Annotated in this window: 10 protein-coding genes, 2 pseudogenes and 2 riboswitches; of the genes and pseudogenes, 6 read left to right on the top strand and 6 right to left on the bottom strand. The window is 44.4% G+C overall.

What is annotated here, in order from left to right; genetic code table 11:
• The first annotated feature begins 112 nt into the window (after positions 1-112).
• A complete protein-coding gene (locus tag ACYRY3_RS06770; RefSeq protein ID WP_460200934.1) occupies positions 113-703 on the top strand; it encodes a DUF1517 domain-containing protein in 591 nt (196 codons plus the stop codon).
• Positions 704-775: 72 nt separating this feature from the next.
• Positions 776-1,672, top strand: a complete 897-nt coding sequence (locus ACYRY3_RS06765) for a hypothetical protein (protein WP_460200933.1) — start codon at positions 776-778, stop codon at positions 1,670-1,672.
• A gap of 218 nt (positions 1,673-1,890) precedes the next feature.
• On the opposite strand, the pseudogene aroF reads toward ACYRY3_RS06765, so the two are convergent.
• From aroF to ACYRY3_RS06745, 4 genes and pseudogenes are all read right to left on the bottom strand, one after another.
• Positions 1,891-2,799: pseudogene (gene aroF / locus ACYRY3_RS06760) on the bottom strand (3-deoxy-7-phosphoheptulonate synthase); the annotation flags it as partial.
• Positions 2,800-2,990: 191 nt separating this feature from the next.
• Positions 2,991-3,761: an ABC transporter ATP-binding protein gene (locus ACYRY3_RS06755; protein ID WP_460200932.1), complete on the bottom strand. Its 771-nt coding sequence runs from the start codon at positions 3,759-3,761 to the stop codon at positions 2,991-2,993.
• Between the two features lie 115 nt (positions 3,762-3,876).
• Positions 3,877-4,728 carry an ABC transporter permease gene (locus ACYRY3_RS06750; protein ID WP_460200931.1) on the bottom strand — a complete coding sequence of 284 codons (852 nt, stop codon included), beginning with the start codon at positions 4,726-4,728 and terminating at the stop codon, positions 3,877-3,879.
• Positions 4,729-4,784: 56 nt separating this feature from the next.
• Positions 4,785-5,843 carry an ABC transporter substrate-binding protein gene (locus ACYRY3_RS06745; protein WP_460200930.1) on the bottom strand — a complete coding sequence of 353 codons (1,059 nt, stop codon included), beginning with the start codon at positions 5,841-5,843 and terminating at the stop codon, positions 4,785-4,787.
• A gap of 106 nt (positions 5,844-5,949) precedes the next feature.
• Positions 5,950-6,114, bottom strand: a riboswitch (guanidine-I (ykkC/yxkD leader).
• A gap of 427 nt (positions 6,115-6,541) precedes the next feature.
• Positions 6,542-6,650: riboswitch (guanidine-I (ykkC/yxkD leader) on the top strand.
• Positions 6,651-6,777: 127 nt separating this feature from the next.
• Between ACYRY3_RS06745 and ACYRY3_RS06740 the strand changes: the two genes are divergently transcribed.
• The 4 genes and pseudogenes from ACYRY3_RS06740 to ACYRY3_RS06725 all read left to right on the top strand — a co-directional run bounded on the left by ACYRY3_RS06740 (position 6,778) and on the right by ACYRY3_RS06725 (position 10,759).
• Complete coding sequence (locus tag ACYRY3_RS06740) at positions 6,778-7,548, top strand: urea amidolyase associated protein UAAP1 (protein WP_460200929.1); 771 nt, start codon at positions 6,778-6,780, stop codon at positions 7,546-7,548.
• A 56-nt stretch (positions 7,549-7,604) separates the two neighbouring features.
• Positions 7,605-8,246, top strand: a complete 642-nt coding sequence (locus ACYRY3_RS06735) for an urea amidolyase associated protein UAAP2 (RefSeq protein ID WP_460200928.1) — start codon at positions 7,605-7,607, stop codon at positions 8,244-8,246.
• A gap of 79 nt (positions 8,247-8,325) precedes the next feature.
• Positions 8,326-9,951: pseudogene (locus ACYRY3_RS06730) on the top strand (diguanylate cyclase domain-containing protein); the annotation flags it as partial.
• A gap of 553 nt (positions 9,952-10,504) precedes the next feature.
• Positions 10,505-10,759 (top strand): hypothetical protein, encoded by a 255-nt coding sequence (locus ACYRY3_RS06725; RefSeq protein ID WP_460200927.1) that lies wholly within the window; start codon positions 10,505-10,507, stop codon positions 10,757-10,759.
• Between the two features lie 56 nt (positions 10,760-10,815).
• Here the strand turns inward: ACYRY3_RS06725 and nadB are convergent, their stop codons facing one another.
• Together nadB and psbU are read right to left on the bottom strand one after the other, a co-directional pair.
• The gene (gene nadB, locus ACYRY3_RS06720; protein WP_460200926.1) at positions 10,816-12,498 is read right to left on the bottom strand and encodes an L-aspartate oxidase; all 1,683 of its coding nucleotides are present in this window, start codon (positions 12,496-12,498) and stop codon (positions 10,816-10,818) included.
• 765 nt (positions 12,499-13,263) lie between these two features.
• On the bottom strand, positions 13,264-13,704 hold the full coding sequence (gene psbU / locus ACYRY3_RS06715; RefSeq protein ID WP_460200925.1) for a photosystem II complex extrinsic protein PsbU: 441 nt from the start codon (positions 13,702-13,704) through the stop codon (positions 13,264-13,266).
• Positions 13,705-13,863: the final 159 nt, after the last annotated feature.

Genomic DNA, 13,863 nt, shown 5'->3' with positions numbered 1-13,863 from the left:
GAGCCATGGCGCGTCTGTTGTAGAGACGAGCCATGGCGCGTCTGTTGTAGAGACTAGCCATGGCGCGTCTGTAAATTAGTATTATGTCTCTAACTCATTTCTGGAGGAAAAAATGCAAGCATTTAATAAAATGATAGGTAGAACTCGCTATGTGGTCTGTCGCATAATGCTACATCTAGGCGGGTCTGATGTGGCACCAATTTTGGGAGTTTTCAATCGTGGTGCTAGGGAAGCGGTAGATAATGATGGTGATATGGAAGCCTTGGGAGAAGGGCTTGTAGAAATTGCCGAGAATCTACTGCAATATGATGAGTATTGGCAAGCGGCAGCTAATGAAGGCGACGTATTTTGGAGTGAAGGAGAGGCGGGGGACTATGTTAACGAACTCTTTACCGACTCTGCTCAACGCTATCTAAGCGAACCAGATTACGGTGACAACTATAGGGACAATGAACCCCTTTCTCTGCCTGCAACACGTAATGTCGTGGTGATGATTACAGTGGCGTTTGAGGGTGAAGTCCCAGAATTAGAAACAGATCTGTCGAATATCCCAGCACTGAAGGAAGCTTTGAAAGCCCTAATCAATTTGCATTACAAACATAAATTCCGAGCAATTCAGGTACATTTTTCCCCAGCTCGGTTGGGGGATGAACTTACAAGCGATCTGCTTTTACAATATTACCCAGAGTTGATTCCCTTGTAATTTTTTGGATCGGTCGTCCACACTTACCACACAATGGAGAAATTGTTAAGCTCAATATAGGAAAATAGTCAAATGCTCATGACAATATTGCGTAAGTTCACAGTTGTTTTTTTAGCTTTGAGTCTGTGCTTGACAACCGTTGCTTGCGGTGGTGGAAACCAAGCTACACCTCAAGCTGGCAATAATAATCAAACCAATCAAACAACGTCTAACACTAAGCTAAGTGATGGTCAGTATCCAGTACAGCAAGCCCAGTACAATGATGCTGATGGGGAGTATAACTTGATTCTTCTGAACGCAACACCCCCTAACTATAGGACACAAAATTTACAAATGGCAAGGTTGACGGATGACCAAATTAAGCAAGGTCAAAAAACCTACTTGAAAGTAGAAAACGGACAACCTGCGCTCTATCTTACAGAAGATTTCAAAATTGAATACGTCCATAACGTCACCGAGACGCGATCCAACCCTCAAACCGGTCAACCAGAAACAGTGGTTGTTCGCCAAGAAAATAGCTTTTGGGCACCTTTCGCTGGTGCAGCTGCGGGTAGCTTAGCAGGTCAGGCGATCGGCAGTATGTTATTTAGACCTCAATATTATGTTCCACCTGTCTACCAGCCCGGTGGGATATATGGATACGGCGGTTATGGCAGAAGCTATGGGGATGCGATTCAAAGTTATCGCACTCGTTACAATGCACCACCTGCCGTAGAGAGAAACAGAACAGCTTTCCGCACAACAGGAACTTTGAGAAGGTCATATCCTGGTAGCGATACGAGTGTACGTACTACACCACGCACTGCTCCTGGCAATCGTGCTACTGGTTCCGGTTATGGTAGCAGTACCCTCAGACCTTCTGGCTCCAGCACCAACCGACGCACCCCCAGCGGTAGTAGTTTTGGTAGTGGCGGCGGGACTCGTTCTAGACCAACTGCTGGTTTTGGTAGCAGAGGCAGAAGACGCTAATAACGCAAATAAACAGATGTAATGGATCGGTTATCTGTGAGAACTACAGATAACCTATGTATTACATCCGTTTCCTATTTGTTGCCGATGGTTATATTACAGCGGCAGACGTAGACTTAGGTTGAGCTATGCCGCATAACAGACAAGGGTGGGCAGTGCCCACCCTACTACAAAAATCGCTAATTTTAGAGCGGAAAAGTAGTATTCGTTGTCAATGTTTAGATTACAGCAGCAGTCGGTTGTTCCCAGCGCCCAAAAGCCTTGCCAACAACTGCAAGTTCCTGCATCAAACGGTCAAACCGCTCGGGTGTCAGAGATTGGGGTCCGTCAGACATGGCTTTTGACGGGTTGGGATGAACTTCAATCATTAATGAGTCACAGCCAGCTGCGATCGCCGCCATTGCCATTGATGGTACAAACGCTGCCCAACCTGTACCGTGGCTGGGATCGACCATTATCGGCAAGTGAGTCAGGTTTCGCAAAACCGGTACTGCGGATAAATCCAAGGTGTTGCGGGTGTATTGGCGGTCAAAGGTACGAATTCCCCGCTCGCACAATATAACATTTGGATTTCCTGCTGCTAGGATGTATTCTGCTGCCATCAACCAATCTTCAATAGTTGCAGCCATCCCCCGTTTCAGAAGAACTGGTTTCGGTTGTGCTCCCACTTTTTTCAGTAGGGAGAAGTTTTGCATATTCCTTGCCCCTACCTGAACCACATCCGCGAACTCTGCTACAATCTCCAGTTCGGCAGCGTCCATGACTTCTGTAATAATGCCCAACCCAGTTGCTTCCCGCGCCTTTGCTAACAATTCTAAAGCACTCTCGCCGTGTCCTTGGAACGCATATGGCGATGTTCGGGGTTTGTATGCGCCACCACGTAAAAAATGAGCACCAGCTGCCTTGACTCTGTGTGCTGTCTCTACGATCATTGCTTCGTTTTCTACCGAGCAAGGTCCAGCAACAACTACCACAGGGTGATGTTCGCCGAAAGTTACCTTTCCATTAGGAGTTTCTACTATAACCTCAGAAGCTTCTCCGTGGCGGTACTGGCGGCTAGCCCGTTTGAAAGGCTGCTCTACTCGCAATACCTGCTCAATCCAAGGGCTAACTTCTTGAATTTGTATTCAAGTAGCTCGTGACTTTATTTTGGAACACCTAACACAGAAGGTTGACTTGACTGCATAGTACCGATTTTTTGTTAATGGTAAACGTTCACATAATTCCGAAAGGTTAGTGGAAAAAATAGGTACACTTAGATGGTAGATTAAAAGGCATGGATGTAAATGTCAATGCGTAAGTTCTAAATTTTTTGATTTTATGCTGCAGCAGCTTCCTTGCCATGTTGCCGTAGCAAATCCATCAGTTCATCGCGATAGTCGTGGAAGATAGAATGACGCTTGATCGTAGGGCTACGGTCAGGCAAATTGATGGTTATTACCTTACGTACTGTTCCGGGACAAGCACCTAAGGCATAGATGCGGTTGGATAGGAAAACGGCTTCCTCGACGTCGTGGGTAATGGTGAAGATCGTAATGTTGGTGCGCTTCCAAAGGTCAAGTATAAATTCATGCATTGATTCTTTGGTGTGGATATCGAGTGCGCCAAAGGGTTCATCCATCAGCAACACTTTGGGTTCTGATGTCAGGGCACGGGCGATCGCAACACGCTGCTTCATCCCCCCCGAGAGTTCCTTGGGTAGCGCAGTGCTAAAACGGGATAAACCGACAATGCTGAGGAAGTAGCTTGCCCGTTCGCGCCGCTCTTTTTTAGGAACCCCTTGCAGCTTGAGTCCAAACTCGGTATTTTCCTGCACGTTCATCCAGGGATAGAGGGTGTAGTGCTGAAACACCATGCCGCGATCGGGACCCGGACTGGTAACAAGTTTGCCATCAATGCGTACTTCCCCGGATGTCGGGCTGTCGAGCCCAGCAATCTGGCGAAGTAGTGTGGATTTGCCGGAACCGGACGCACCTACCGCGCAGATAAATTCGCCCTGCTTGATAGCCATATTAATATCTTTAAGAGCTACGAGGGTACCGGAGCGAGTCGAAAAGTGTTTGTTGAGCTTATTGACTTGCAAAAACATTCGTTTAGCCTCTGTTAAAGTAAGTGGGCAGGAATAAACAGAAATTTGTTACAAAATGTAAATAAATTAGAAAATCTCACCAATGACAAATGACAAATGACTGAGGACGACTTATTTATCGCTTCTGGCTTGCCCATTTGCAAGTAACACGAAGCAGATACTGAAACAACAAATCAAATGCCAATCCGATGATGCCAATTACAATCAGTCCAACAAAGATTTCATCGGTTCTTAAAAATCGACCGGCAACGCTGATGCGTCTTCCCAACCCTTCAGTTGCGGCGATTAATTCTGACACAATCACAAGTTGCCAAGCAGCAGCTAAATTGATCCGACAGGCATCCAGAATGCCGGGAAGAACGTGAGGTAAAATCACTTGAGTGAGGGTTGCCCGCCGATTCCCTCCAAGCATATAGGTTGCTTCAATCAATTCTTTGGGCACAAATTTGACGGTATCCATCACCATCAGCGTATTGAAAAAAAAGACACCGATGAAAATCAGCATAATTTTCGGTTCTTCGTCAATGCCCTGGTAGAGTATCAACAGGGGAATAAACGCAGGTGCAGGCATATAGCGCATCAGACCAAACAGGGGCTCTAATAAAGCCCGAATGCTGGAAAAACTTCCCATCAAAATTCCCACCGGAATTGAGAAGCTTGCTGCTAACAAAAAGCCAACACCAACTCGCCAAAGGCTCGCTACAGTGTCTTTCAGCAGTTCTCGTGTCATCCACAAGCGCCCAAAAGCTTCTGCAACTTTTGCAGGGGAAGGCAAAAACTTTGGATCTATGTTGCCGAAAGTTGTGACTGCCCACCAGAGTAACAACGGCAGGGAGATTGAAGCAATGGTCAATGCCGTGTAAAGGGGCTTTGGGATATCTTCACCCAGTCGCCAAAAAACGGTAGACTTCATGATTCCTGGTTTAGTGAACGATTGGAGCGAGGGAGGCGGAGTGCTTTGGCTCATGGTTTAAATTTGGGGTGAGATGTTGGGTCAGACAAGAAACACCGAATGTCATAGTTTTATGCAGGTTTAACTCGCTTTTGCATATAGGCTTTGACAAAGCGATCGTCAAATAAAAGTGTTGCATCCGGTTTCTTTTTCGCTAACCCCACATCAATGAGAAACTGGCTCATTTGCTCGGTAGCATACAGTAAAGAAGTCATATTGTTGCCCGGTTGAAAGGCTTTCAAATTTTCTTCTACTGTAAAGAGGCGCGTACCATCGGCATACTGTTTGTATTCTTCAACTGGCACACCTGCCCGTTTTGCCATGATGATATAAGTACGTTCTTGGTTTTCCCGAATGTAATCGAGTGTGGCAAACCAAGAATCAACTAGTGCCTGAATTTCTTCCGGGTGTTCGTACAAAAATTTACGCGATACCACAAGGTGATCGGAAATTGCACCCGGAAAGTCTTTGGAACTAAACAATTCTTTACTGCCTGCTCGCTGCAATGCCTGTGTTGTAAATGGTGCAAAAACGGCAGCCGCATCAACTTGACCGGCAGCAAAAGCAGCTGCGGCTTTTCCCGTTTCTAAAGGCACAAACTGAATGTCTTGAGGTTTTAAGCCAGCCTGTTTCATGCCCAGCAACAGCAAAAAGTGATCGACAGTGCCCTCTTCAGCAGCCACTTTTTTGCCACGCAAATCTGCAACGGTGTTGATTCCTTTTGCCACGATAACTTTATCGTTGCCAGTGGAGTTGTCGTTGACGAGTACCACGACTTGATCTGCGCCCCCTGCTACGGAACTGACAGTATCACCCAGGGTTTGACTATTGGCATCAATTTGTCCGGCTGCAAGGGTGCTAATGGACTCAAGATAGCCATCAAACCACTTGAGATTAACGGCTGCGTTTTTGGTGTTAAAAATTCCTTGCTCCTGAGCAACTTGCCAGGGAAACCAACCCGGCCAAGCGCTAAAGCCCAAGTTTATGGTTCTAGCCTTGCTGTTGGCGACTGCTGCTGCCTCGGCTTCGGTGGTAGTTTTAATATAAACTGCTGGGTTTGTGCAGCCTATAGTTAAAGACGTAACAACTAAAAATAAAAGGCAGGCTATGAGGAGCGATCGCTTTTTCATAGGCGAAATACTTTTTTAAATTGCAAATAATAAAGTCAAGGGCAACAAACTCGAACTTATATGGAAAAACCCGGAAAGAATTATTCAGTACTAACTAGCTGAAACTTCCTCCCGGGCTTTTCCCCCGCCGTGTAATAAACTAGATCGGGCGTTCAAACATCACGACTAACTAGCTTACCGACTTCTCTCGGACCAGCATTTGAACCAAATCAAGAAACAAGTTCAACACTCGCTCTATTTAATCCAAATCGGAACCCTAGAAGTCTATAGATTTTACTTTGTATTAAATTTTTAAACTTGCTACATCATTGCGAGCAAGCAGAAGATTGAAAACTTACCTTCACTTTATTTCTGCTTAACACTCTAACAACGAGCAAACTGCAAAAATGTATTTAATGCTACAAGAATCAACAAAAAAGTCAGGATTTTTTAATATTTGAATAATTGTTTCAAAAAAAACAATAAGTGCGGCAGAGCTATGGCATCTGCCTCTTTAATGCTTCCTCAAGCCAACTTTTGCACCAATTTAAATACTTTTGAGCCACGTATGGCTATTAAAAAGTAGTCAGTGATACAAATTTTTATAAAAATCTTGCTAAAATTGAAAAAAAATATCCTGTAAAAACACTGACCCAAGTAGGGAAAGTTGTGTTTATAATGTTGTAGAAGTTTCTCGAATTCAAATTACAAACTAAATAAGGATGAGCTTCTAGGGTTCCGATCGCACAGAGTGTGTGATGGCTGGTCCAAGAGAAGCAGCCCACTCTGAGAGAGTCGGTCACACGGCGGGAGAAAAGCCCGGGAGAGCCAGACAGTATGACTGTATTGGTAATTTCCTGGGCTTTGTTATTTGACTCAGTAGCTTCTCCAAATTCCTGAGGTTGAGCTTTTGGCAATTTCTCAACCCCTCGTCTAACCGTAACAAGAGGATTTTATGGTGCAAGCATCTGTTCTACCAAATATGGGGGCAATCGATCCAAACTTGATTTTGCTGGATGAAAAGCTACCTGGTGGTGCGTATTGGCATTACATAATCGAACGGGGAAATACCCTGCGCGTGACCGATCTGGAAGGATCTCAGGGTGTTTCAATGATTTGCTACAACGCGGATAGCCCAATTGAGCGACTCAATGTAGCAGATACCGCCAAGATTCAATTCAACGCCTTCCTCAAAAAGGGCATGGTCATTTACTCTGACATGGGACGCATTTTGTTCTCCATTACAGAGGACACCTGCGGCTATCACGATCTCATCTGTGGTTGCAGCAATGCTGCCAGCAACGCCGCGAAATATGGCGAAGGGCCTTACAATAAATACGGCGAAAGCGATTACAATAACTCGCGCAACAATTTCCTCAAAGCTTTGGGCAAGCGTGGTTTAACCCGCAAAGACTTGATGCCTAACCTGAATCTGTTTAGCCGGGTGGCAGTGCATCCAAATGGAGACTTGGAATATGTCACGGGCAATGAAAAACCGGGCAGTTTTATTGATTTGCGGGCAGAAATGAATGTATTGGTAGTTATTTCCAACTGCCCCCACGTGTTACATCCCGATACAGTCTACAAGCCTAAGCCGATTCAGCTTACCGTTTGGAAATCCCCTGCACCTGCACCGGACGATCTGTGCCGTACTGCAAACGAAGAAGTGATTCGTGGTTTCATTAACACCGATGCGTTGTTTGCTCAGAAGTCGTTGGGAAAATGAAGTTACCTTTGCAATCTCTGTTTCTTGGTATTTGAAAATAGAAGAGGAATCCAATTATGGTCGCAACATTACCCATTGAACTCGATCCAGCAACAGCAATTTACAACGAGGAGTTACCTGCCCGTAAGCCCTGGTCTCGGATAATCAAAAAAGGGCAAATATTACGGATTATTGATTTGCTGGGCAATCAAGCCGTTGACACATTGTTTTACAACGCTGAGGATACTTCCGAAAGATACAGCGCTCCCGATACTGTTGTACGTCAAGGTAACATTTTTATCACTACGGGCACGCAATTGATTTCCAACGAAGGGAACGTGATGATGACCGTCATCCATGATGATTGTGGCAGACACGATACACTCGGTGGAGCGTGCAGCATGGAAAGCAACTCAGTGCGCTATGGGCTGCATAAGAAACATCTGCACGCCTGTGTCGAAAATTACTTGCTAGAACTGAGCAAGTACGAAATGAACAAACGCGACCTTGTCAGCAACGTCAACTTCTACATGAACGTTCCCGTTAGCGAAGACGGCACTTTGGAAATTGTAGATGGTATTTCTGAAGCTGGAAAAATTGTCGATCTCAGGGCAGAAATGGATGTGATGGTGCTAATCTCTAACTGTCCGCAAATTAACAACCCTTGCAATGCTTACAATCCCACACCAATTAGATTGATTGTTTGGGACGCAGCATAGTAGCAGTAGGGTGAGTTAGTGCCTACTACATCTTATTAGACACGTCTGACAAAGAATGTAGAGACGCGCCATGGCGCGTCTCTACCTGGCTTTACTTTATCTCAAGCCTGAAGGCATTACTCCTAAAAAGGCAAAAAGCAACCCCAACTTTATGCAGTTAGGCAACACCGTATTTCACCGTTTTCAACCCAACTCTGGAAGCTACCTAGGTGCAGATAACGGAGGTTATCAAATCTTGTCTAACTTTCCCAAGGTCAGATGCAGGCAACCCAAAGAAGATCGTTGTAGTTTTCGCACAATCTCAATGCGGGATGTCTTAACCAATCGCGTGCAAGAAAGCTGGATCAAAAACCGCATTGTCCTGATTGGTTCGACAGCACCCAGTCTCCAAGATTTTGTCCTCATCCCACACTCCAGTCGTCTGATTGGCGGGGCAAAGCCTGTATCCGGTATTGAACTACAAGCTTATTTTATCAGCGAGTTAATTTCGGCTGCCCTTGAAGGAAGACCTCTACTCAAAACTTGGTCTGACCTCATGGAATGGTTGTGGGTTTTTGCTTGCGCTTATGTGGGAGTAGGTATCAAATGGCGAATGCAACGCATAAGCCTAAGTTACCTGAGTATCCTACTTTTTTGTTGTGTCCTTACGGGTAGTGCTTACCTTGCTTTGCTGTCTGGTTGGTGGATACCAGTTTTACCTGGTTTGTTTGCTTTGAGTGGTTCAGCCATTGCCATTACTGTTCAGATAGCACATCGCCAAGAAGAGTTAAAACGTTCTAAAGAGTTCTTGCATCAACTCATTGATACAATCCCTGACCCGATTTTTGTGAAGAATGAAAAACGTCAGTGGATTGTCTTAAACGAGGCATACTGCCGATTTAGCGGTTATTCCAAGCACCTACTCCTAGAAAAGTCTGACTATGACTTTTTCCCCAAACACGAAGCCGATATTTTTCGTGCCTCCGATGAGTTAGTCTTTCAAAACCAGCAACCTCAAGAAAGTGAAGAGGAATTCACCGATGCTAGTGGAAATACCCACGTAATTGCTACGAAACGTTCTCTTCACAGAGATGCTGCTGGTAATTTCTTTCTGGTTGGAGTTATCCGAGACATTACCAAGCGCAAACTCATAGAGGAAGAACTCAAACGCGTTGCGGCAGATTTATTCCGTACAAACAAAGAGTTACAGGTCAAAGAAGACCATTTCCGCTACATCGCCCATCATGACCCTCTCACAGGTCTACCCAATCGCAAGTTTTTCGCCGAACAACTTCATGAGTCCTTGGTATGGGCTCAAAGCAACAATTTATTGTTGGGTCTACTATTTATTGACCTGGATGGTTTTAAACAAGTTAATGATACCCTAGGACATGAAATGGGCGATCGCCTTTTAGTCACAATTGCCCAACGTCTTAATAACTCCCTACGCAGTGGCGATACTGTTTCTCGTTTGGGAGGCGATGAATTTACCGTAATTCTACGTGCTATTCCTAAAATTCAAGCTGCTGCCACAGTCGCCGAAAAAATTCTCGCAACTCTTAATGAGCCGATTGTTTTGGAAGGACATATTACCAGAGTCTCTGCCAGCATAGGCATCAGCGTCTACCCCATCAACACTCAGGACGTTGAAACATTGCTCAAACAAGCAGACAGTGCCATGTATCGTGCTAAACTCCTCGGTAAAAATCGCTATGAGTTTGCGTAAATTTGCGTAAACAATGATATTTTACACCTTTATTCTGCCAAAATGCCAACATAAATCCGATAGCTCTAAATATATTTACTTAGAAGTAAGTTCAACCAATTAAATATAAAATTTGTATACTATCAGTACTCACTGCCCACCAAATATATAAAATTTACCTTAGGTGGGCATTGGCAACCCATCATCAAAGGCTTACCCTCATCTCAAATCTGCCTAATTGCTTGTCGTAAAAAGCTACTATTGTCCACACTTAGTATTTTGACACAAAAATGTCAAGATTTCTTAAAAAGAAGTCTAAACTACAGATTATTCCTTAAGTATGAGTTAACGATCTCACTTCTGGAAGATGTAAAATGTTATCTCTCAGTAATACAAATTAATTAAAGAATGACTAAAACCTATGATGTAGCTGTTAAGTATCAACATCTAGCCCTAGGTTAAGTCTTTATAATGATGAAATATTAAAATTCATCAATTCTTTACAGTTGAGTCTAATTGAAAGTACCGATTAAGACTCAGTTACACCAAAAATAAGAGGTATCTACTGAGGCTTATGGAAACTAACTTAAGACTCGCAAGCATTATCTTACTTGCCGTTGGCGCATATTTAACAGTTCCTAAAATTGCTGTAGCGTTCACTACGCTAAATGCCCCTGGTGCTAGTACCACTGCAGCTCGTAGCTCAACAAATAGCGTGTCTGAATCTCAAACCTTAGAAAGCGCGGTTTCAAGTACTGCAGTTAGTAACAATTATGAACCACCAAATTATGGTGGTCCGGATAGTCAGCATGGTAGTGGAACTCGCTGACTGTGAAATGAGTATCCGATCGGGAACTGTAGGATGGGCAGGACTGCCCGTCCATCTCATGTAAGCAAAGGGGATTTCCACCAGTTATGGTGTTGCACAATTGTATGTGCCTGCCAATTCGAGTCTAACTGAGGGTAATCAAGGCGATAATGCCCTCCCCGACTTTCGGTTCTAAAGATAGCACTTTTAAGAATCAAATAAGCAACATCCAGAAGATTGCAAGTTTCCGCCCACAATCTCACTTGCCGTTCAACATCCGGTATGTTCACGACAGCAGCTTGTCCTGGATGTAAAGACTGGAAAAATTGACCGATTGGCAAAGCAGCCATATCCCTTTGCCATGATTCAACAGTCTCGATCGCTGAAGCCATCTGTGACTGCTCGCGACATATGCCAGCATTTTCCCATACCAAACGCGGGATTTTCTCTCGTTGTGCTTCTAAATATTCTTGCTGCTCGCGCCACTCGCTTTCAGAAGAGATAAAGGATAAAGGATGAACAACCAACTCAGATTCTTGAAATTCATCCTTTATCCTTCTGACTTCATCCTTCATATACGCCATTTGTGCGCCAAATACTATACATTCCAACAACGAATTACTTGCAAGACGATTTGCTCCATGCACCCCAGTACTTGCAGTTTCCCCTACAGCATATAAACCAGGAATATTTGTCCGGTTCATCAGATCCGTAACAATACCACCCATCCAATAATGGGCAGCTGGGGAAACTGGGATTGGTTCTGAGAAAACATCAATCCCCCAATGTTTACAAACATTAATAATATTAGGAAAACGATGGCGAATCTTTTCTGCAGGGATGGGTTGCATATCCAACCAGACATGAGATGTTGCCAAATCGGCTGAAGTGCGTTGTAGGTGGCTGAAAATTGCACGACTTACGACATCCCTAGGAGCCAGTTCACCCTGAGGATGATAGTCAAAAGCAAAACGCCGTCCTTCACTATCGATTAGATGTGCCCCTTCACCGCGTACAGCTTCGCTAATCAGAAAGCGACCGGGTTTTATCAGGGCTGTGGGGTGAAATTGTACAAATTCCAAATCTCGAAGAATTGCACCAGCCCGCCATGCCATTGCTACGCCATCCCCTGTACTGACAGCTGGGTTTGTAGTTTGGGCAAACACTTGACCCCCACCTCCTGTAGCTACAACAACGGCGGCGGCTTTTACCCATCTGACTTGACCTTGATAAAACAGGCAAATTCCCTGGCAACGTTTTGTTCCAGGTTCCAACCACAGACTTAAAGCCAAAGCTTGTTGAATGACTCGAATATTTTGATGTTGCAGCACTTGGTTTGTCAGGGTAGTGATGACTTCCCTCCCTGTTGTATCTGCGGCATGGAGAACACGATGGTGAGAATGGGCAGCTTCCAAGGTTAAAGCCAGTTCGCTACCATGACGATCGAAGGCAACCCCCAATTTAACTAGGGATTCAATGCAGCTAGGGGCATTATTAGCTAAGAATTCTACAGCTTCTGCTTCACACAACCCCACACCCGCCCGCACTGTGTCTTCAACATGAAAAGAAGGAGAATCTTGCGGTGCGATCGCGGCTGCAATACCCCCCTGCGCCCAATCGCTAGCAGAAAGAGAAAGTGTTTCTTTGGTAATCAAGCCGATTTTGAGATCGGCAGGTATACACAGTGCTGCGTACAATCCAGCTGCACCGGCACCGACGACTATAACATCAAATTGGCTGGGTAAATCTATTTGAAGCAAGGCAGGGAATGGGGTGAAGGGAGTATGGTAGGAGGGAGGGAAGGAGGGAAGGAGAAAAGTTCTCCTTGTACCTTTGTCCTTATCCTCGTGTCCACAGGCTTAAATTCGGATAGAACTTATCCTATTTGAACGCACCGCCAACTAAACTTGCGTTATAGTTGGGAAAACTTTGCGCTACATAGTTTTAGGACTAGATAACGTTCCCTGGTAAGCTGGCGTCCTCAACAATTCGTATAAACTTTTGTCTACGAAAACCCCAGGAAACTTAGCAATTCTTAACAAAGATTGTTGCTACTAACGGTCTTGCAACCACGAAACTTCGTTTTGCCGTACCTACCTGATTTTACCATAATGTTGTTGCGCTTTTTTATACTGGTTTCGCTTCCCCCACCTAAAATGTCAATTTTTTTAGAGTATTTTTAGGTGGGGACTGCGCGAAACATCTTTGTTCAATTTGAGGATGGCGTTAATTTGAGAAACTTTGCTACTTTAATCCTTTATTTTCAGCCCTATTAAGGTTTCTGGATTTCTCAACCACCTTGCTACAGGCAAGACTACTCTTAAAAGTTTTGTACAGGGTCTCAAGCCTTAATTTCTTCGCTTGGTTCTTGCGTTGTTACCACAATAACAAATTTTGTTGGACAAAAGTGTCGATTAATGTCGAACTTTGTCCAGAAATTAAGTTACAGTTTCATACCCCGTATCCGGTTCTCTTTACCTCCACGTTCTAAGATAGTGTGGAGGTGATTGGAAAATGCAAGTAGGTTATCTGTAGATCCCGTTGTTAAAACGGTCATCTCCCTCCGTGAATGCGGGCTCTACCTCTGTCACACTAAAGTGATTCAAGTTAGCCTGCAGTATCTGTTTTTGGCGATCGCTCAAGCCTTCAATGTTTAAAACATCGTCTACCGTTTGATAAGGAGCATTTGAGATAATTTTCCTTGCAAGGGTAGGGTAAAGCCCCGGATACTTTTGAAAAGCTCGCACGTTGGTATTGTTCAAATCGATTTTCTCACCATACACCTTTGCGAGCTTAGCATCTGCACGATTGCGTAAGGTTTGTGTTCCCTCAACCGCCAAAACTGGGGTGGAATGAAAAGCAAGACCGTTGAAATGAGCAGCTTGGGCTATTTGTGGCATTCCCAGCCATCCCCAGCATCCTAATAACAAGCTAAACACTGTTAATAAACGCACCAATCCTTTCACGATTTTTGTACCTCTTTCCATCCAATAAGATAAAAACGTTAAGCTATGAGCGTTCAGGTGTCATTTGTCAAGAGTCATTTGTTACTGACAACAGCACAAAGGACACAAACCGAATCACCAATAACTTAATCAACACAGCAGTATCAGAAACTAATATAC

Source organism: Scytonema sp. NUACC21 (genome assembly GCF_054684315.1).
Note: the sequence above shows the minus strand (reverse complement) of the source record. Positions and strands in the feature narration are given on the sequence as shown.

Coding starts and splice junctions, on each gene's coding strand:
- ACYRY3_RS06770 (WP_460200934.1), top strand. CDS start 113: ATGCAAGCATTTAATAAAATGATAGGTAGAACTCGCTATGTGGTCTGT.
- ACYRY3_RS06765 (WP_460200933.1), top strand. CDS start 776: ATGCTCATGACAATATTGCGTAAGTTCACAGTTGTTTTTTTAGCTTTG.
- ACYRY3_RS06750 (WP_460200931.1), bottom strand. CDS start 4,728: ATGAGCCAAAGCACTCCGCCTCCCTCGCTCCAATCGTTCACTAAACCA.
- ACYRY3_RS06735 (WP_460200928.1), top strand. CDS start 7,605: ATGGTCGCAACATTACCCATTGAACTCGATCCAGCAACAGCAATTTAC.
- ACYRY3_RS06745 (WP_460200930.1), bottom strand. CDS start 5,843: ATGAAAAAGCGATCGCTCCTCATAGCCTGCCTTTTATTTTTAGTTGTT.
- ACYRY3_RS06725 (WP_460200927.1), top strand. CDS start 10,505: ATGGAAACTAACTTAAGACTCGCAAGCATTATCTTACTTGCCGTTGGC.
- ACYRY3_RS06740 (WP_460200929.1), top strand. CDS start 6,778: ATGGTGCAAGCATCTGTTCTACCAAATATGGGGGCAATCGATCCAAAC.
- ACYRY3_RS06755 (WP_460200932.1), bottom strand. CDS start 3,761: ATGTTTTTGCAAGTCAATAAGCTCAACAAACACTTTTCGACTCGCTCC.